Raw genomic sequence first — 19767 nt, 5'->3', positions numbered from 1 at the left:
GACATGACCGCGATAGTGCGAATCGATGACGAAGTCGTGGACGTTTCCGAGTTCATTCGTCTTCTGAAATTGACCGGCCAGTTTGAGAGCCTGATCGAGCAGATTGTGCGCGACAAGCTCACGGTGCATGCGGCAAAAAAGCAGGGCATTGCCGTCACTGCCGACGAAATCCAGCAGCGCGCCGATCAGTTCCGCCGTGTGCGCGGCTTGCATCGTGCGACGGATATGAATCAGTACCTCGATGCACTCAGCGTGAGCCTCGACGAGTTCGAGGCGTTCATTACGGACGGGCTGTATCAGGAGAAGATGCTCGACGTGGTCGGCAACGAGGCGGCGATCAGGGACTACTTCGCGCTGAATTCGCCGAAGTTCGACGCGATCGAGGTGAGCCATATCGTGCTCGATAGCGAAGGCAAAGCGAAGGAAATGATCTCGTACCTGCACGACGATCCCGACAGTTTCGCCGACATGGCGCGCGAGCACTCGATTGCGGATACGCGCGAAGCCGGTGGCGTGATTGGCAAGGTGCTGCGCGGCTCGTTGAAGCCGGACATCGAGGCGAAGATTTTCAACGCGACGGTGGGCGATCTGCTCGGGCCGTTTCCGTCAGCGGATCGCTCGTGCTTCGAGATTTTCGCCGTGACGGCGAAATATCCGGCGACGCTCGATGCGGATGTGGCCGCTGAAGTGCGGCGCCTGCTGCGCGAAAGCTGGTTGATAGCGCGCTCGCAGGAGCATGTGATCGAAGCGCGCTAGCGGCATATTTCGCATCGCACGACGTCGCAACGAAACATCGAAGCACAAAGCAACGCAAAGCCGAACCGAGGTCCGCAAGCACATGGAAGCACCCCAGACCGCGCCCTCCACCGCCGAGTTTCTCACCTCGGTGGAAATTCTCTCGCCGTTTTCGCGCGACGAGATCGATCGCCTTGCCGAATACGCGCAGGCACGCTTTTACTCGTTCGGCGAAACGGTGTGCTCGACGGGCGAGACGGCTGACGGTCTCTACGTGGTCCGCTCGGGCTCGGTACGTATCTTCACCGAGGAACACGGCAAGGAAACCAGCATGGGCGTGCGCAAAACCGGCGAGATTTTCGCCGACATTGCGATGTTGCGCGCGTATGTGCATGAGGCGTCGGTGCGGGCGTCGGCGAAAACCGAATTGCTGTTCATTCCCCGCGCCGCGATCGAGCCGGTGATTGCCGGCAATCAGGCCGCCTTGGCGTTTATCGCGAGCTACGTGGCGATCAGCTCGGCCGGCGGTTTCGTCGCACAGTTGTTCGATCTGCGCGGCAAACTCAACAAGGCGGAACTTGAAGAGTATGTGCGTAGTGTCGGTGTGAAGCGAGTGGCTGCCGGCAAGGAAATTCTCAAGCAGGAGGGGCGCGACGACCGGCGGCTCTATGTGGTGCGGCAAGGTGGAGTGCGCATTGTCCGTCATGAGGAAGGCCACGACTACACGCTTGCGACGCTGGGTGAAGGCGAAATATTCGGCGAGAAAGCGTGTTTGATGCGGCAGGAGCAGATGGCGTCGGTGGTGGCAACAACTGATACACGGCTGCTGGTGATCCCGGAGCGCACCGTCCACTTCATTCTGGAGCGCAATCCAAAGCTGCGCGAAGTCCTGGATGAACGGATTCGTTACGGCGACCGCGAATTGCAACGGCAAAAGCGCCTCGAGCAGCGGCGCAAGTTGCCCTTGATGCTTGATTTACAGACTAAACCTGAGTTCGGCGAAAAGGTCATCAAACGCTTCGCGCTGGTGGAGCAGGCTGAGGAAATGGATTGTGGCGCCGCGTGTCTCGCCATGGTATGCCGCCACTACAGCATCCCAATGACGCTCGGCAAGCTGCGCGAACTCGCCAACGTCACGATGCAAGGCGCCACACTCGACAGTCTTGCGCGCGCGGGCGAGTCGCTTGGCTTCACCGCGCGCGGCGTGCAATGCACATTCGATTCATTGCGCGGCTTCGATCTGCCCTTCATTGTGCACTGGGAGGGTTATCACTACGTCGTGGTGTACGGGCTCTCGAAGGAATACGTGTGGGTTGCCGACCCGGCACTCGGCTTTAGAAAAATGACGGTCGAGGATTTCGAGCGCGGCTGGAGCGGCACTTGTCTGTTATTTACGGGCGGCCCGAATCTCCTGCAGATGTCGGCCGCACGTTCGCCGTGGATACGCTTTGTCGGCTATCTGAGGCCGTACAAGAAGATTCTCGGCCACCTGTTCCTTGCGACGTTCGTGATTCAGGTGCTCGGCGTGATTCCGCCGCTAATCATTCAGAACATTCTTGACGGTGTGATCGTGCATCAGAACGTCAGCCTGCTGCATTTGCTGATCGGCGGCCTGATCATCGCCAATGTGTTTTCGCAATTGATGTCGTCGATTCGCGCATATCTCGCGAATTTCATGGTGCGCAATATGGACTTCGCGATGATGTCGCAGTTCTTCAGGCACACCATGTCGCTACCGTTCTCGTTTTTCGCCAAACGGAAAACCGGCGATATCTTCGCGCGTTTCCAGGAGAACCAGACGATCCGTGCCTTCCTCACCGAATCTACGGTGACCACCGCGCTCAATCTGCTGATGGTGTTCATCTACTTCACGATCATGTTCGTCTACAACGTGAAGATGACGCTGGTGCTGATCGCGTTCGTGATACCGATCATGGCGCTGACGGCACTGGCCACGCCGAAGATCAAGAACTATGCGCGTGAGGTGTTCACGGCGTCGACCGAATCGAAGTCATTTTTAATGGAAGCGCTCGCGGGTGTCGAGACGATCAAGGGTATGGGCATCGAACGGCCGGTACGGTTGCGCTGGGAGAAGAAGTACGCGAAGGCGCTCGAAGTGCAATACCGGGCGCATGCCTTCAGTATTCTCGTTGGGCTTGGCAGTCAGTTGCTGAACGCGGCGACGACGATCGCCATCCTTTGGGTCGGCGCAAATCTGGTACTGGCACGTGAAATGACCATCGGTCAACTGATCGCGTTCAATGCGTTCATGGGCAGCGTGCTGGGTCCGCTGATGGGACTGGTCGGCTTATGGAGCATGTTGAACGATGCGGGTGTGGCGATGGAACGCCTCGGCGACGTGCTCGACATCGAGCCGGAACAGAAGCCGCAGGATTTGCCTTCGCGCGTGATGCTGCCTGAACTGCAAGGCGAAATCAGTCTCAACGGGGTCTATTTCCGCTACGGCGAGAACGATTCGGCGTATGTCCTGGAAAATATCAGCTTTGAGATCAAGCCCGGCGAACTGGTGGCGATTGTGGGCCGCAGCGGTTCGGGCAAGACGACGCTCGCCAAGCTGTTGGTCGGTTTCTACGCGCCAACCGAAGGCAAGATGACTATCGACGGCTACGACCTCGGTGTGGTCGATAAAGCCTATTACCGCGCGCAGATCGGCTATGTCATGCAGAGCAATCTGCTGTTTTCCGGCACGATTGCCGAGAACATTGCAAGCGGCGACGACGCACCCGAACGGCGTCGTATCGAAGAGGTCGCGAAAATGGCCGACGCACATGCGTTCATCAGCAAGATGCCGCTCGGCTACGAGCAGATTGTCGGCGAACGCGGCATTGGTTTATCCGGCGGCCAGATCCAGCGGCTATGCATCGCGCGGGCGCTGTATCACGACCCGCGTCTGCTGGTTTTCGACGAAGCGACCTCGGCGCTGGACTCGCAATCGGAAAGCAATATCCTCGGCAATATGCACGACATTCTGAAGGGCCGAACGGCGGTGATCATTGCGCATCGGCTCAGCACCATCATGCGCGCGGACAAGATTCTGGTGCTGTATGAAGGGGCAATCGTCGAACAGGGCCGTCACGATGAACTGATCCAGCGCGGCGGCATGTATTACCAGTTGGTCCAGAAACAGTTGAGTGCGTGATGAAGATACTCGACCAGGTAGAAGAGCCTAGCCCGGCGATTTCGTACGCGGGCCTGATCGAGCGGATCGAAATTCTGCGTTCGACGCTGCGCTGGTCGTCCCGTCTCGAGCGCGCCGACATCGACAAGCTGCTCCGGCAGGCCACCTCGTTACGCGACGAGGTCATGCAGCTCTCGCATAGGGAGCGGTTCGTGCAGGCCGCAACGGCCGCTGAGCCTGCTGCATCTGCCGATCAATCGCGTGGCGCACGTAGAAAGGCATTGATCGAGCGCAGTTTCATCTTTGAAGGAACATTCGGCGACAATCCGCGTTTGCTCGAATCCCTCGAAATCGCCGAGAAAGCGGCGCCGACCGATTTGCCGGTATTGATCGACGGCGAAAGCGGCACCGGCAAGGAGTTGATGGCGAAGGTGATCCACGCAAATGGCTCGCGCTCGGACAAGCCGTTTATCTCGGTGAATTGCGGCGCGATTCCGGACAATCTGCTGGAGTCGGAATTGTTCGGTCATCGCAAGGGCGCGTTTACAGGCGCCTCGAACGACCGCAAGGGAAAGTTCGAAAGCGCGCATACAGGCACGATCTTTCTCGACGAAATCGGTGAGTTGCCGCTGGCCGGTCAGGTGAAGTTACTGCGCGTGCTGGAAGCGCACGAGATTCAGCGCGTGGGCTCCGATGAGACGATTGCCGTCGACACGCGCATCGTCGCGGCAACCAATCGCAATCTGCGGAAACTCAGCGAAGAGGGCAGGTTCCGCGAGGATTTGTTCTACCGTCTCAGCGTGATTCACGTCACGTTGCCACCGCTGCGCGAAAGACGCGATGAGATACCGCTGCTGATTGCGTGGTTTGGCGATGAGGCTGCGGGTACGCTAAAACGCAGGCCGGTTAGATTGACGCCGCGTCTGCGGGACTTTTTGCTGAACTATGCGTATCCAGGCAATATTCGCGAACTGCGCAACGTGATGTATCGCGTCTCGTGTCTGGCCGGAGAGATGGCGGATATCGATCATCTGCCGGTGGATATGCGGCCGGCAGCACCCGGCTCAGTCGCGGCTTTGTCCAATGCAGCCGCTGCGACAGGGCAGGAGCAGATTAGCGTGGCGAATCTGATGTCGCTAAGCGACGCGAAGCGCGCCGCGAGCGACGACGCGGAAAAAGCCTTTCTGGAGCGAGGCCTTCGCGAAGTGAGCGGCACGGTTGCGGAACTGGCACGGCGCATCGATATGAACCGCTCGCACCTGCAAATGCTTCTGAAGAAGCATGGCCTGCATTCAAAGGATTTTCGCAACCGGAATGCGCCGCCCACGGGTAATAACGGTGCTGACGAGCACGATGAGGACGACAGCGGTAGTTGAGGCTCGCTGCAAGATCGTTTAATACTTTTAGTCTGAATCTACCTGGCATGCCCTGGCGCCGCAGCCGGAATGCCCGGCGCGCCAGAGCCCGCCTCGCTTTGCGGCCGGTAGGCGGCGCAAAGCGCAAGCGGCTTTTCACTCGTGCGGCCAGAAAAGCGACAGCCTTGCACCTCCGGTCGGCTATCATGCCTGTCCTCTCCGAAGTAGCTCCTTATGATTTCCGTCCGTAATGTCACGCTGCGGCGCGGCGTCAATGTCGTACTCGACAGCGCGTCCGTCACCTTCACCCCCGGCGAAAAGATTGGTCTTGTCGGCCGCAATGGCGCCGGCAAGTCGTCCTTCTTCGGCCTTCTCAACGGCACGCTGCACGAAGACGGCGGCGAGTTCTCGATTCCCGCTGCATGGAAGATGGGCCAGGTCGCCCAGGACATGCCGGAGACCGAGCAGAGTGCGACCGACTTCGTCATCGAGGGTGACACCGTACTGCTGGCCGCGCAGGCCGAAGTAGCCGCCGCTGAGGCCAGCGACGATGGCATGCGCATGGCGCACGCCTACATGGCCCTGCACGACGCTGGTGCACATGATGCCCCCGCGCGTGCCCAAGCGCTGATCCAGGGGCTTGGCTTCAGTGCTGCGCAGCTTAGTCAGCCGGTCAACAGCTTCTCCGGCGGCTGGCGTATGCGACTGCAGCTGGCGCGCGCGCTCATGTGCCCGTCCGACTTGCTGTTGCTCGACGAACCGACCAATCACCTCGACCTCGACGCGCTGGTCTGGCTGGAAGCGTGGCTCAAGCGCTATCAAGGAACCTTGGTCATGATCAGCCACGATCGCGAATTCCTCGACGCGGTGACGCAGGTGACGGTGCACGTCGACAACGCCAAGCTCGTGCGTTATGGCGGCAACTACAGCAAGTTCGAAGACATGCGCGCTGAGCAGATGCTGTTGCAGCAGGCCTCGATGGCCAGGCAGGCGGACAAGATCGCGCACCTGCAGAAATTCATCGACCGTTTCAAGGCCACGGCCTCGAAGGCGAAGCAGGCGCAGAGCCGGGTCAAGGCGCTCGAACGCATGGAGAAGATTGCACCGGTGCTTGCCGACGCAGACTTTACCTTCGAGTTCAAGGAGCCGCTCAACGTCCCGAACCCGCTGTTGTCGATGCTGGACACCAGCTTCGGCTACCCGGCGCCGACCGACGCACCGCCGGGCACACCGCCCACGGTCATCGTGCGGGGCATCAACCGATCCGTGCTGGCCGGGCAGCGCATCGGCATTCTCGGTGCCAATGGCCAAGGCAAGTCTACGCTGGTGAAAACGGTGGCGCACGCGCTGGCGCCGATTGCCGGCGAAATCAGCGAAGGCAAAGGCCTGAACATCGGCTATTTCGCACAGCAGGAACTCGACGTGCTGCGTCCTCTCGATACGCCGTTGGAACACATGATCCGCCTTGCCAAGGACACGCCGGCGCACATGCGAGCCCCCGGCCAGAGTGGCACCGAACAATCGCTTCGCACCTTCCTCGGCACCTTCAACTTCAGTGGCGACATGGTCCATCAGGCGGTCGGCACGATGAGCGGCGGCGAAAAGGCGCGGCTCGTGTTGTGCATGATCGTGTGGCAGCGTCCCAACCTGCTGCTGCTCGACGAGCCTACCAACCACCTCGACCTGGCCACACGCGAAGCGCTGGGCATGGCACTCAACGAATTCGAAGGCACCGTGCTGCTGGTCAGTCACGACCGGTCCCTGCTGCGCGCGGTATGTGACGAGTTCTGGCTCGTCACCAAGGGTGGCGTCGAGCCCTTCGACGGCGATCTCGACGATTACCAGGAGTTCCTGCGCGACGAAGCCCGTCGCATGCGCGAGCAGGCTGCCGGAGAGCAGAAGGTCAGCGCCTGAGTTACCCTCTGGCAGCTTGACTTTGAGAGCGGTCGTCAGCAACGCCACGGTGAGCATGATGGCCGCGGATCGGCTTCGCCAGTTTGAGGCGCCGGCGATCCGGGCACCGCCCCACCTCTGCACGCCGGCGACCCATCCTGTGTTTTCAAGGCGCCGGGTTCAGCAAGGTTTTGTCGGACGCATACGGATCTTCAGCTTGCACCACCACCGCGGTGACATTGTCACGTCCGCCGTGCGCAATCGCCAATGCGACCAGTTCATCGGACGCGCGCTCGCACGCCACCGAGGTCAGCACGGCCAGTATTTCCGCATCGCTGACTTCGTTGCTCAGCCCATCGCTGCATAGCAGGAAGACGTCGCCATCCGCGACTTCGATCGCGTCGTCATCGAGATCGAGTACATCCGTTGCGCCGACCGCACGCGTGATCATGTGCTGCGCCGGATGATGCCGCGCTTCTTCGTCGGTAATCATGCCGAGCGATTTGAGTTCTTCCACCTGACTATGATCGCGCGTGAGCTGCCGCAATTGCCCTTCGCGATACAGATAGAGACGGCTGTCGCCGGCCCAGAGATAGCCGCAGAAGCGGTCGCACGCGAGCAGCACGATGACGGTGCTGCCGATCCGTTGCACCTGGCGGCGCGTGGCTTCGTCCCTCAATTGGCGATTGGCCTTTTGCAGCCGTGCCCGCGCGTCGGCAATACAGGTTTTCATGGCGAGCGGCGGCGCGAGCCGGTTCAGCGCGTCGATCACCACGCGGCTCGCCAGATCGCCGACCGCGTGCCCGCCCATGCCATCGGCGACGGCCCAGCGTCCGGATCCGGGCTGGTCGAGGCAGGCATCTTCGTTGATTTCACGGACGCGTCCAGCGTCGGAACGCGCGGACGACGTCCATCGAAATTGGCTCGGACAGGTCACAAGGGCTACACCGTATCGTTTCTGCTGCGTGCGTCGGGCGAGACGTTGATATTCGAGTTCGCGCCGGTGTTGCGCACATCCACCGACTGGAACGTGTTGATCATCTGGTTAGCATAGAAGTTGTTCGAAATGTCGTACAGGTTCACGACCGGACCGATGCTCGGCGTTTCCCGCACATAGGGCTGAATCCAGCCGTACACCCACGGCGCACCGCCGCCGCCGCGAATTGCCGCCATCGCTTTACGGTCGAGCGCGAGGTTGAGCGAGAGGTCGTTCACTGTGATGGAAGCCATGTCGTTCTCCGGTTGGCCGCGTGCGTCGGGCGCGCGGTTGAAAAGGAATCAGGCGTGATGGTGCAAGTGCTATGCCAATGTTCGGCTCGAGCGCGCGTTTTCTCCTAACCTGTTGATAGCGCGGCGATTCCGGGTGCTTGTGTATGCAGCGACTGTTCATGCGCAGGCGCAGAGGTCGGGGTGCAACCAACATCCGGACGTGTGCACCGGTGCGGGACCCAACACATTAGGCAGACGCCCGGACGCTGAGTAACACGCTCGCGGCGGTTCAGCGGGGACCCCAAATGATCGACGTTTGCCAACAGATTGCCTTGAATTCTGTCGGCTCAAAACGGACACCTGCCGCGCTCAAAACACCTAAAAATTCCCGTCACCCCTTTAAATAAAGGCTTTTTCGCACCTGGCCCGGATGATGCAAAAGATATCGCAACAGTGTTGGATATCGAAGCGAGGCCAGCCATGAACACGAATCATCTTCCGACGAGCAGTGAAGGCCGCGACGCATGCTGCAATGAAGCGTCGACCATCGACCTGCCGATCGGCGCGCATCTCGTCACGCAACGGTGCGGCTACGAACATCACGGCATCTACGTCGGCAATGGCCGCGTGGTCCATTACGCCGGCTTCGCGAGCTCAGCGCATCGCGGCCCGGTTGAAGAAGTGGAATTAAACCGCTTCGCCGCCGGTCATCCATTGACGATCCGCCCGACGCCCAGCGCCCGCTACGTCGGCGATGAAGCCGTACGCCGCGCACGCTCCCGTCTCGGCGAAAACCGCTACCGCCTGCTGACGAACAACTGCGAACACTTTTGCGCATGGTGCCTGCTTGGTGAGAGCCGCAGCGAACAGGTGCATTGCTGTTTAAGGCATCCCCGCACCGGTGTGCGCGCGCTGGTGTGTCTGGTGAAGGCGTTTGTCGAAAGTGGCGCGAAGGATGGTCAGGTGGCCGCCCAGCTCGCATGAGCGAGCGGGAACGCGTTCAAGCACTCAAGGATTCAAGGAGCAGATCATGGTTGCCGCAGAAAAGACCTTGCACTGGGCCGTCGATAAATGGCTCGCGCCGACGCCGTCTATGCCCGCGCGTGTCGTGCGGTTTTGCCACAGCGCGTCGCAGCATCGGCGCTATGTTTGCGTGGAAGCATTGCGGCCGGGCGGCTTGCTGTCGATCATCTTCTTCCGTCACGACGACGGTTCGTGGAACGTGTTCCCGCCGCAAGCCGAACGGCCCGCCATGAACGGCCATCTCCGTGTGGCCGTGTGCTAGCTTTGTGTGCTTTGCAGGTGTAGCGCCGCTTCCTTGACGATCCACTGACTGAACAGCAGCATCGCCGGCGTCATTGGTTTGCCCTTCAACCACGTCAGCCAGTAACTGCCGGCATGCACTTCCACTTCAAACGGGCGCACCAGCCGGCCCGTGTTGATCTCCTGATCGAACATCAACGCCGGCGCCAACGCGATGCCCGCGCCCTGCATGGCGGCTTCCACCATGAGCCGGGACGAATCGAACACCGGTCCGCGAATCGGCCGTGGCGGGATGCCGGCGGCCGCGAACCACGTCATCCAGTCGTCGACGCGATAGGAACGCAGCAAGGTTTCGTTGGCGAGATCTGTCGGTTCGGACAGACGCCTCGCGATTTCCGGCGCACACAGAATCGCAAGCGGCGCGTCGAGCAGGCGGGTGGCGAGCGAGCCAGGCCAGGTGCCGTCGCCGAAACGAATCCCGAAGTCCAGGCCTTCTGTGGCGAGGTCGACCAGATTGTTGTTCGTCAGCAGCCGCAGTTCGACAAACGGGTGTGCGTCGCGAAACGACTTGAGCCGCGGCATCAACCAGCCCACCGCAAAGGTGCCCACCACGCCGACCGTCAGCACCTCGTGAAAGTGGCCGCCTTCGAACTGTTTGAGCACGGCCTCGATACGATCGAACGCGTCCGTGAGAACCGGACGGAGTGCCAGGCCTTCGTCCGTCATGGCGAGGCCGCGGGGCAGACGTTTGAAAAGCGCCGTGCCCAGCCGGTCCTCCAGCGTTCTGACCTGCTGGCTCACGGCCGCCTGGGTGACATTCAATTCGAGCGCGGCGCGCGTGAAGCTCAGATGTCGCGCGGACGACTCGAAGGCGCGCAGCGCATTCAACGGGAGATTCGGTCTCATGGCGAAGACATAAGATTTTCTTGGGGATCGACTAACTTATCATCGTTTGCCAGCTGATGCGGAAAAACCGATAGTTGCGGCTTCACATAAGGAGCGGCGATGATCACAAGACGGAAGTTCGCGGGTGGGATGCTTGGCGTTTCGATAGCTGGGATTGCCGTTGGTAGCGCAGGCGCTGTCGGGAAAGTGGTGAAGGCGGGCGCCACAAAGCAGGGCGGAGGCGTGGCCAAGGCGGAGGTTATCCGTCAACGGCTCGCACAGATCGAAGCGGAAAGCGGCGGGCGGCTCGGCGTTTCGATCGTCGACACGATGTCTGGATTGCACGCCGGTTTGCGGACGGACGAGCGTTTTCCGATGTGCAGCACGTTCAAACTGCTGGCGGCGGGTTTCGTGCTGACACGCACGGATCGCGGTCAAGAGGACTTGCAGCGGCGCATCGTGTTTTCCAAAAGCGACCTGGTGCCGTACTCGCCGGGCACCAGCAAGCACACCCGTGAGCTCACTGGCGACGCTGGTATGAGCGTTGCCGACCTGTGCAAGGCGGCCATCACGCTCAGCGACAATACCGCGGCCAATCTGCTGCTGGCGAGCTTCGGCGGCCCCGCTGCGTTGACTGCGTTCGCGCGCAGTATCGGCGACGGCATCACGCGTCTGGACCGCAATGAGCCGACGCTGAACGAAGCGACGCCGGGGGATCCGCGCGACACCACCACGCCCAACGCCATGCTCGGCAACATGCGCGAACTTCTGCTGGGCGAGCGTTTGTCCTCGTCGTCGCGTGCGCAACTGCTCGCCTGGCTCGCCGCCAATCAGACCGGCGGCGAACGGATTCGCGCGAAGCTGCCGAAGGATTGGGGCGTCGGCGATAAAACCGGCACGGGCGATCACGGCACGGCAAACGACGTCGCGATTCTGTGGCCACCGGGACGTGGGCCGATTCTCGTCACCGTCTACCTCACCGGGACGAGTGGCGACGCGGCGCGCTGCAATGCGGCGATTGCGGACGTGGGTGCGCTGGTGGTGGCGTCGGTGTAATAGCAGGTATGACAGCCCCGCGTCATGGCGTAAAATTTCAGCTTCGATATGAAGCGACGTGACTTACGCTAACTCATGCCAACGCCAGCGGACAAATCAAACTCAAAGGAAGGCGAGGGCGTGGCCGTCATCGATCGTGCTTGCGCGATTCTGTTCGCCTTCAGGCCGGACGACGCCGCGCTCACGCTCGCCGAACTCGCGGCGCGCACGGGGCTCTACAAGAGCACGTTGTTGCGGCTCGCAGGCTCGCTGATCCAGCACCGCCTGCTGCTGCGTCTGGACGACGGCCGCTATCAACTCGGCGCCGCGACTTTCATGCTCGGCGCGCTGTACCAGCGCAGCCTGAACCTCGGCGATATTCTCGTGCCGCTGATGCGCGAACTCGCGGAAACGAGCGGCGAAAGTGTGTCCTTTTACGTGCGCGATGAGGCAGTGCGTGTCTGCCTGCATCGTGTGGACTCGACACATGCGGTGCGTTTTCATGTGCGCGAAGGCGACGTGCTGCCGCTGGAAAGCGGCTCGGGCGGACATGCGTTGCTGGCGTTCGGCGGCACGCCGGGCGAGCCGTACGAAAAGATTCGCGAAGACTTCTACTGTGTGTCGATCGGCGAGCGCGATCGGGAGACGGCCGGGATCTCAATGCCGGTATTCGGTGTGCGCCAGAGTTTGCGTGGCGTGCTAACGCTTGCGGGCCCGAGTTCCCGCATCGACCAGGCGTTTCTCGAGGGCAATCTTGGCGCGCTGTTCAATTGCGCCGCGCGCGCAACCGATGCCTTGGGCGGCGACTCGCGCGCGATGCGCAATGCGCAGCGGCGCGCGGCCGCAGTTCAGGACAGGTGACGCTCGGGCTTGCCCGTATAGGTGTAGCTCATCTGACGCGGCATCGGGCCTTTGTTGCGCTCGTTGCGTCCGCGCTGCTCCCATGCATGCGACAGAATGCCGACCGCGCGTGACAGGCAGAACACCCCGCGTGCCAGTTCCGGCGCAAAGCCGAGTTCCGCGTAAATCACGGCGGTTGCACCGTCGATATTCATCGGCACAGGTTTGTTTTTGCGCTGCTTGAGCAAGGCTTCAATGCCGCGCGCGATAGCGGCGTATTGCCCGCCGATACTGTTCTGTTCGACGCTCTCGTCCACGAGCGAAAGAAGCCGGATTGCCCGCGGATCCACCGGGTGAAAGCGGTGTCCGAAGCCCGGCAAATACTTGCCATGCTCAGCGGTAAAAGCATCCACACCTTGCTCGACGGCGTCTTCCAACGTGGCGCCCGCTTGCATGCGTTCGGCGATCGAGTCATACAGTTCAACCGCCTGCTGACCGGCGCCACCATGTACGTCATCGAGCGCATTGATTGCCGAAGCCATCGCGCCGTTCAACGGCAAACCGCAACTGGTTGCCATCCGCGAGATTGCAATCGAGGGTGCATGCGGGCCATGATCCACCGACGCAACCAGCGCCGCCTCGAACAGACGCGCTTGCGCGGTGTCAGGCAGTTCGCCGCGCAGCATCAGCCAGATCATCTGCGGGAAGCTGACGTTGCCGATCAACTCCTGAATCGGGAAACCGCGCACCTTGATCGAGCCAGGATGAATATCGATGATCGAGGTGCTCCAGTACTCGGCGGCGAGCTTGGCGGCGTCGAATGCTTGCGTCATGTTCAGATCACTCCTTCGGAGCGTAAGTGGTCGATTTGCGCGTCGTCGTAACCGAGCGAAACGAGATGTTCACGCGTGTGAGCCGATAGAATCGGCGCGGGTGTGGTCGGCGCCGTGTCGGCATCGGAGAGGCGAAAGCCCGCGCGGGTGACGCGTTGCCGCTCAGTCGTACCCTCACCGGCGAATTCGCGGATGAACTCGCGCGATTCCAGATGCGGGTGCGCGAGGATCTCAGGCACCGACATCACGCGTCCGGCTGGCACGCCTGCTTCGAAGAATTTGGCTTCCCAGTTAGTCGCGCTGTCGCTGGCCAGCGCCGCTTCGATTTCGGCCTTCAATGCCGCGCGATTCGCTTTGCGCGCGTTGCGCTCGGAAAAGCGTGCGTCGTCGAGCAGGTCGGCGCGGCCGATCAGCTGGCAGAGGCTCGCGAACTGCTTGTTCTCGTTCGCGGCGATATTGAGCGGCCCGTCGCCGGTTTTGAAGGTGCCCGAAGGCGCGGCGGTGAAGTTTTCGTTGCCCATCGGTACGGGCGTGACACCGGCATTCAGATAGTTCGAGACGACCCAGCCCATTGTCGCAAGCGTGGCCTCAAGCATCGAAACGTCGAGCATGCGGCCGTGCCCACTCGCGCGCGCATCGAGCAACGCGGCGCAGATGCCGAACGCGGCCGTGAGACCGCCCACGGTGTCCGAGACCGGATAGCCGACGCGCAGCGGTGCGCTGTCGGCGTCGCCGGTTACGCTCATCACGCCGGAGATGCCCTGGATGATCTGATCGTAGGCGGGACGTTTCGAAAACTCGCCATCCATGCCGAAGCCCGAGATCGCGCAATACACGAGTTTCGGATTGACCTCGCGCAGCGCGTCGAAATCAAGGCCGAGCCGCGTCATCACGCCGGGCCGGAAATTTTCGACGAGCACGTCCGCGGTTTTGACGAGCTCGCGCAAAATGGTCTTGCCGCGCGGGTCTTTCAGATTGAGGGTGATGGACTGCTTGCCCGCATTCACGGCGACGAACGAGGCGCCCATATTGCGCGTCGACGCTTCCTTGTCGGCGCCTAAGCGCCGCGCAAGATCGCCCCCTTCGGGGTGCTCGACCTTGATCACGTCGGCGCCGAGCAACGCGAGTTGGTACGCGCAAAACGGTCCAGCCAGCACATTCGATAAATCCAGTACCCGTACTCCAGCCAACGGCAGCGTCATCTTTGAAGCCTCTTGTTCAATGCGAAATTTCGTCGAGATTGCGATTGTTGGTACGCGGCCCGAAGAGGCCGATCGCGCCCATCACCATCACCATCGACACGGTGATCAACGCGAACACGCCCGGCACCTCGAAGTGGCGCAGCGCGAAAGCAATCATGAAGCCGGAAAACATCGCGGATAAGCGCGATATCGAGTAAACGAAACCGACGGCGCGAGCCCGCAAACGCGTGGGGAACAGTTCGGTCTGATACGCGTGATAGCCGACCGAGAGCAGCGTGCCGCAAAGCGTGATCAGCACGCCGAGCATCATGAGCATGGCAGGCGAGGTTTGCGTCGCGAACAGGCTGCCGAACACGGCGATGCCGAGCGCCGACAACACGATCAACGTTTTACGTTCGATGCGGTCCGCGATGGCCATGCCGATCAGCGGTCCGAACGGATTCGAAATCGCGATGACGAACGAATACATCAGGCTGTGCGTGATCGTCACGCCTTTGGAGACCAGCAACGTCGGTACCCATGATGCGAAACCGTAGAAGCCGATCGCCTGAAAGAAGTTGAACACGAGCATCGTGATCACGCGTTTGCGATACGGTGGCTGCCAGACTTCGCGGAAGGCGGCCTTGGTGGTGGCCGGCTCGACAGCGGGTACCGGTGCGGGCAATGGCTTGCCATATTGCCTCGCGACTTTCGCTTCGAGGGCTTGCAGGACCTGTTCTGCCTCGGCCGCGCGGCCTTGCTGCGCAAGCCAGCGCGGGCTTTCCGGCACGCGCCGCCGGATTGCCCACACCACCACCGCGCCGGCCGCACCGATGATCACGACCCAGCGCCAGCCGTCGATGCCGAACGGCGTTTGCGGCACCAGCCACCACGCGAGGAAGGCGACCGACGGCACGGCGGTGTACTGCACCAGATGCACGAAAGCGAAGGCGCGCCCACGCAGATGCTTCGGCACGAGTTCGCTGACATAGGTGTCGATCGTCACCAGTTCGACGCCCACGCCGATGCCCGCGATCAGGCGCCACAGGTTGATGGCGGGCGCGCTGGTTTGCAGCGCCATGACCAGCGTCGCCGCGGAATACCAGAGCAGCGAGACGGTAAATACGGTTTTGCGGCCATAGCGATCCGCCATACCCGCAAAAAAGAACGTGCCGATGAAGAGCCCGGCGAACGATGCCGCCACGAAGGCGCCCAAGCCGGACACGCCGAAGAATGACGCCGTGGTTGTCGCGTAGAGCCCGCTTTTGACGAGACCCGGGCCGACATAGGCCGTAAAAAACAGATCGTAGAACTCGAACCAGCCGCCGATCGACAGCAGGAACACCAGCATCCAAATCGTGCGCGTCGCGGGCAAACGGTCGATGCGCGCATTGACGCCGGGCGTGGGCCCCTGCGCGCCGGCGCTTGAATCGGGCGACGCGCCGGGTGTGTCGATCGGCAGGCTTGCCATGGAATCCTCCTTCGAGTGTCTCTTGCTGGTGTCGTTCTGTCTAATAGAACGACGTTCTATTTAATCAATCCATCGAGGGTAGCCCGTGCGGCGCCTGTCAGGAATTCGGAGTTTTACCTAGGGTCTGTTGATATTCAATCTGGCCAAACGCCAGGCATGGGCAATCCACGCCAGGCGGACTTGATGCAGTTGCGGAACGACCTGATGCCTTTATATTGGTAGCGCGTCTCCGGTTCGCGCCGTACATTCGCGCCAGCAAGGACGGAACCACGAGGAGTCTTTCAGGCTACCCGTGCGGCAAAACAATAAACAGGAGACTTGCAACATGGTTAAGACAATTCTAGGCAGACTGCTAGGGCTCACGATCGGCGCGACTGTTGCCCTTACCGCGATGAATGCTCAGGCAGGCGCGACACTGGACCGGGTCATGAAGAACGGCAACATGGTGGTGGCGACGAGCGGCAAATGGCCTCCGCAAGCGTTCCTGAACGACAAACACGAATTCGACGGCTTCGATATCGACGTTGCAAAGGAAATCGCGCGCCGCCTCGGGGTCAAGGTATCGTTCGATACGCCGCAGTTCAGTCTGATGACCGGCGGACATTGGCACGGCCGCTGGGACCTCTCGGTGCTGTCCGTGACGCCGACCAAACCGCGCGCCCAACTGCTTGATTTCCCCGCTGTCTATTACTACAGCCCCTACGTGTTCGTCGTGAACAGAGACTCGAAAGCCGTGACACGTGCGGATCTGAACAACAAGATCATCGGCGTGGAGGCGGGCACCACGTCGGAAGACTACGTGCAAGGCCACCTTGAAATCGCAGGTCCCGATGTGCCCGCGTTCAAGTACATGTCGCAGAAGCCGAAGGAAATCAAGACGTACACGGACTCGATGCTCCCCTACGATGACCTTCGCCTCGGCGACGGCAAGCGTCTGGACGGCATCATCACGCCGGAGCAGACGGCCCTCGCGGCGATCAAGAGCGGCTATCCGGTGAAGATCGTCCCGGGTGACTATGCGTATCGTGAGCCGCTTGCCATCGTTGCCGACAAGGGCGACGCGGAATGGGACAAGAAGGTTGGTGACGTGGTTCACCAGATGAAGCAGGACGGCACGTTGACCAAAATAAGCATGAAGTGGTTCGGTCGCGACTACACCCAATGAACGGTCGCGGCGGCTTGCGCCGCCGCACCGCCTGAGCGAAAAGAACAATAACCGGTGCGGCTCACAAGATGGCTTCTTACCTGGACACGTATTACACGCGAACCCTTCGAACCTCTGAGTCAAGACCGCGGTTAAGCGGAGTCAAAGAGGCCGACGTCTGCATCGTGGGTGCCGGCCTGGCAGGCATTACCGCTGCATTGGAATTGCTTCGGCGTGGCCGCTCGGTCATTTTGCTGGAGGCGCAACGCGTATCGTGGGGAGCATCGGGGCGCAACGGTGGCGTCGTCAGCCCTGGGTATTCAACGAGCTTTGCTCGAATCGCCCAGCGTGCGGGCATCGACGATGCCAAATCCATCTACCGCATGTCGATAGAAGGCGTCGACATCGTGGCCAGCAATATTGCGCAACTCGATATCCGCGACGCACAGCAGGTTCACGGTGTGTTGCGCACCTCCCGTCATGAGAACACCGCTGAAATGCGCGCCCATCAATCGTGGATGGCACATGAGTTTCAATACGACCTTGCGTTCAAATCACATGAAGACGTGCGCGAATTGCTGGTGTCGAGCAAATACCGTCAGGCGCTATACGATGGGCGAGCTTTTCACTTTCATCCGCTGAACTACGCGCGTGCGCTGGTTGCAGAGATCGGTCGGCTGGGCGGGCAGGTATTCGAAGACTCGGAAGTCGTATCGTTCGACTCGACTTCAGCGATTAAACGGTTGAAGACCGTGGGCGGCACCGTTAGCGCCCGTGACGTCATTTTCACCTGCGGTGGCTATACCGGTGGTCTGGTGCCTGAACTGGCGCGCAGTTATCTGCCGATCTCGACCTATATGCTTTTGACCGAACCGGCCAAAGAACAGATCGCCACAGCGATTCGCACGACGGCATCCGTGGGGGATAGCCGTCGAGCCAGCGACTATTACCGCCTGGTGGACGGCGGCGAGCGCGTGCTGTGGGGCGGCATGATCACGACGCGCACCTCGGAGCCGGATCGTCTGGCCGAAATCCTGCGCAAGCGAATGGTCGACACCTATCCACAGTTGAGTGATCTGAAAGTGGCGGTCGCGTGGTCCGGACGGATGTCGTATGCAAGACATCTGATGCCGCTTATCGGCCAGCTGCAAACGGGCGTGTGGTACTGCATGGGCTTTGGCGGCCACGGCATGAACACGACGGCGATTGGCGGCCGGCTGATCGCGCAAGGTATTGCGGGTGAGAGCGATCGATACAGGATCTTCGCGCCGTTTGGCTTGCAATGGAACGGTGGCCCCGCCGGCACCGCAGCCGTTCAGCTTACGTACTGGTATTGCCAGCTCATGGATTTCATGCGAGAGCGCGCTGCATAAAAAGTGCGTCAGCTTATCGGGAGACACACATGTTTGCGGAAGACGTTGCCGGAACCCCTAAGCGAAATCCGGGTGTCGTTCTGGCCTTGCTTGGCTTGTTACTGATCGTCGGCTACTACGCGGTGCACGTCGCACCGGACTGGATTGCCGGTGCGGCGCACGGCTTTCCAGCGGTCGGCATGGACGCGGATCTGCTCAGGAAGGTGATCGGCACCGCTATGGCTGGCGCGGCATTTGTCGCGAATTGCTATTTGCTGTTGCGTCTGTCGGTGCGACTGCAGATCATCGTCGTATGGATTGAACTGGCGCTGCTGGTGGTGCTGTTCTTCTCCACATTCAACCTGAGCTTTGAGTTCATCGAGCGAAAAATCGGCTATCTGCTGATGCAGGGCGCGACGACGACGCTATACATCTCCGCGATCTCGATTGCGATTGCGTTTGTGCTTGCACTGATCGGCGCGCTTGCGAAACTGTCGTCGAATGGTATCGCGATTGGTATTGCGACGTTCTATACGTCGCTGTTTCGCGGCCTGCCGTTGCTGATGCAAATCTTCATTTTGTATCTGGGCTTGCCGCAGTTGGGTTACATCGTCAACCCGATACCCGCCGGCGTCGCTGCGTTGTCGCTCTGCTACGGCGCTTACATGACCGAGATTTTCCGGGCCGGCATTCAAAGCATTCCAAAAGGGCAATGGGACGCGGCCCGTGCACTCGGTCTTACTCACGGCATGATGATGCGGCTGGTCATTCTTCCTCAGGCCATGCGGATCATTATTCCGCCGACCGGGAATCAATTTATCGCAATGCTTAAGGACAGTTCTCTGGTGTCCGTCGTCGGCGTATGGGAGTTAACGTACGTGGCGACTACCGAGGGGCAGCGTGAATTCCGACATATGGAAATGCTGATTACCGCAGCGCTCGTTTACTGGTTGATGTCCATGATGCTGGAGGTGATCCAGTCCCGCATTGAACGTAGATACAGGAAATCCACGCGATGACGCGCGTTGCCGATCGCGTTGTTTTCATGGACTCGCTTCTTTGGCTGTCCGTCGCTTCGTCAAACCGCCATCCGTTTCAGCATGGCGAGCAGCGCATCGAATGAAAGCGGCTTGCGCGCGTATTCGATGGTGGGATTCGGCTGCACGGGGATATCCGCGGCCGCGCTGCACAGAATGATTGGAATCGCGCGCAGATCGGGGTCGGCGAACAGGGCGGCGCACAGTTGCAGCCCTGACATGACCGGCATCATGCAGTCCGACACGATGATGTCGGGCCGGGTCTTGTGGATCTGCTCAAGTGCGGCGGCCCCGTTGGACGCAGTCAGCACGGTATAGCCCTGCCGCTCCAGCAACAGTCGCCAGACCGTGAGGATGTCGAACTCGTCGTCCACGACCAGGATGGTTTTCATGGG

At 60.8% G+C, this 19767-nt stretch carries 18 protein-coding genes; 11 read left to right on the top strand and 7 right to left on the bottom strand.

Annotation, left to right across the window (positions count from 1 at the left end; genetic code table 11):
- Window positions 1–3 precede the first annotated feature (3 nt).
- The 4 genes from PQQ52_RS15475 (at window position 4) to PQQ52_RS15460 (ending at window position 7143) form a co-directional block, all read left to right on the top strand.
- Window positions 4–756 carry a peptidylprolyl isomerase gene (locus PQQ52_RS15475; protein ID WP_408212648.1) on the top strand — a complete coding sequence of 251 codons (753 nt, stop codon included), beginning with the start codon at window positions 4–6 and terminating at the stop codon, window positions 754–756.
- A gap of 82 nt (window positions 757–838) precedes the next feature.
- Entirely contained in the window at window positions 839–3895 is a 3057-nt protein-coding gene (locus PQQ52_RS15470; RefSeq protein WP_408212646.1) for a peptidase domain-containing ABC transporter, read from the top strand.
- Entirely contained in the window at window positions 3892–5250 is a 1359-nt protein-coding gene (locus PQQ52_RS15465) for a sigma-54 interaction domain-containing protein (RefSeq protein ID WP_408212643.1), read from the top strand. Before PQQ52_RS15470 ends, PQQ52_RS15465 begins: the two co-directional genes overlap by 4 nt.
- 213 nt (window positions 5251–5463) lie before the next feature.
- On the top strand, window positions 5464–7143 hold the full coding sequence (locus PQQ52_RS15460) for an ABC-F family ATP-binding cassette domain-containing protein (protein ID WP_408212640.1): 1680 nt from the start codon (window positions 5464–5466) through the stop codon (window positions 7141–7143).
- A gap of 145 nt (window positions 7144–7288) precedes the next feature.
- On the opposite strand, the gene PQQ52_RS15455 is transcribed toward PQQ52_RS15460, so the two are convergent.
- The gene (locus tag PQQ52_RS15455) at window positions 7289–8059 is read right to left on the bottom strand and encodes a PP2C family protein-serine/threonine phosphatase (RefSeq protein WP_408212638.1); all 771 of its coding nucleotides are present in this window, start codon (window positions 8057–8059) and stop codon (window positions 7289–7291) included.
- A gap of 5 nt (window positions 8060–8064) precedes the next feature.
- Window positions 8065–8352 (bottom strand): hypothetical protein, encoded by a 288-nt coding sequence (locus PQQ52_RS15450; protein WP_054035641.1) that lies wholly within the window; start codon window positions 8350–8352, stop codon window positions 8065–8067.
- Window positions 8353–8811: 459 nt separating this feature from the next.
- Between PQQ52_RS15450 and PQQ52_RS15445 the strand changes: the two genes are divergently transcribed.
- A complete protein-coding gene (locus tag PQQ52_RS15445) occupies window positions 8812–9315 on the top strand; it encodes a lecithin retinol acyltransferase family protein (RefSeq protein WP_408212636.1) in 504 nt (167 codons plus the stop codon).
- A 46-nt stretch (window positions 9316–9361) separates the two neighbouring features.
- A complete protein-coding gene (locus tag PQQ52_RS15440; RefSeq protein WP_408212633.1) occupies window positions 9362–9616 on the top strand; it encodes a hypothetical protein in 255 nt (84 codons plus the stop codon).
- On the opposite strand, the gene PQQ52_RS15435 is transcribed toward PQQ52_RS15440, so the two are convergent.
- The gene (locus tag PQQ52_RS15435) at window positions 9613–10500 is read right to left on the bottom strand and encodes a LysR family transcriptional regulator (RefSeq protein ID WP_408212630.1); all 888 of its coding nucleotides are present in this window, start codon (window positions 10498–10500) and stop codon (window positions 9613–9615) included. The genes PQQ52_RS15440 and PQQ52_RS15435 overlap by 4 nt on opposite strands.
- Window positions 10501–10599: 99 nt before the next feature.
- Between PQQ52_RS15435 and bla the strand changes: the two genes are divergently transcribed.
- Both bla and PQQ52_RS15425 read left to right on the top strand, forming a co-directional pair.
- Window positions 10600–11535, top strand: coding sequence for a class A beta-lactamase (bla, locus tag PQQ52_RS15430; RefSeq protein WP_408212628.1), 936 nt, complete (start codon window positions 10600–10602; stop codon window positions 11533–11535).
- Window positions 11536–11655: 120 nt separating this feature from the next.
- Entirely contained in the window at window positions 11656–12375 is a 720-nt protein-coding gene (locus PQQ52_RS15425) for an IclR family transcriptional regulator (RefSeq protein WP_408212625.1), read from the top strand.
- On the opposite strand, the gene PQQ52_RS15420 is transcribed toward PQQ52_RS15425, so the two are convergent.
- Genes PQQ52_RS15420 through PQQ52_RS15410 form a run of 3 tightly spaced genes read right to left on the bottom strand, consistent with a single transcriptional unit; the run spans window position 12363 to window position 15839 of the window.
- Window positions 12363–13187 carry a citryl-CoA lyase gene (locus tag PQQ52_RS15420; protein WP_408212623.1) on the bottom strand — a complete coding sequence of 275 codons (825 nt, stop codon included), beginning with the start codon at window positions 13185–13187 and terminating at the stop codon, window positions 12363–12365. The genes PQQ52_RS15425 and PQQ52_RS15420 overlap by 13 nt on opposite strands.
- A 2-nt stretch (window positions 13188–13189) precedes the next feature.
- The gene (locus PQQ52_RS15415) at window positions 13190–14389 is read right to left on the bottom strand and encodes a CaiB/BaiF CoA transferase family protein (RefSeq protein ID WP_408212621.1); all 1200 of its coding nucleotides are present in this window, start codon (window positions 14387–14389) and stop codon (window positions 13190–13192) included.
- Window positions 14390–14405: 16 nt separating this feature from the next.
- Window positions 14406–15839 carry an MFS transporter gene (locus tag PQQ52_RS15410; protein WP_408212619.1) on the bottom strand — a complete coding sequence of 478 codons (1434 nt, stop codon included), beginning with the start codon at window positions 15837–15839 and terminating at the stop codon, window positions 14406–14408.
- A gap of 325 nt (window positions 15840–16164) precedes the next feature.
- On the opposite strand from PQQ52_RS15410, the gene PQQ52_RS15405 reads away from it, so the two are divergent.
- The 3 genes from PQQ52_RS15405 (at window position 16165) to PQQ52_RS15395 (ending at window position 19354) form a co-directional block, all read left to right on the top strand.
- Entirely contained in the window at window positions 16165–17004 is an 840-nt protein-coding gene (locus PQQ52_RS15405) for a transporter substrate-binding domain-containing protein (RefSeq protein WP_408212617.1), read from the top strand.
- 68 nt (window positions 17005–17072) lie between these two features.
- Complete coding sequence (locus PQQ52_RS15400) at window positions 17073–18356, top strand: NAD(P)/FAD-dependent oxidoreductase (protein ID WP_408212615.1); 1284 nt, start codon at window positions 17073–17075, stop codon at window positions 18354–18356.
- Between the two features lie 29 nt (window positions 18357–18385).
- A complete protein-coding gene (locus PQQ52_RS15395) occupies window positions 18386–19354 on the top strand; it encodes an amino acid ABC transporter permease (RefSeq protein ID WP_408212613.1) in 969 nt (322 codons plus the stop codon).
- Between the two features lie 59 nt (window positions 19355–19413).
- Here PQQ52_RS15395 and PQQ52_RS15390 read toward each other — a convergent pair whose 3' ends face one another.
- Window positions 19414–19764, bottom strand: coding sequence for a response regulator (locus PQQ52_RS15390; RefSeq protein WP_408212610.1), 351 nt, complete (start codon window positions 19762–19764; stop codon window positions 19414–19416).
- Window positions 19765–19767: the final 3 nt, after the last annotated feature.

The organism is Paraburkholderia sediminicola, from assembly GCF_046030555.1.
GTDB lineage: Bacteria > Pseudomonadota > Gammaproteobacteria > Burkholderiales > Burkholderiaceae > Paraburkholderia > Paraburkholderia sediminicola_E.
Note: the sequence above shows the minus strand (reverse complement) of the source record. Positions and strands in the feature narration are given on the sequence as shown.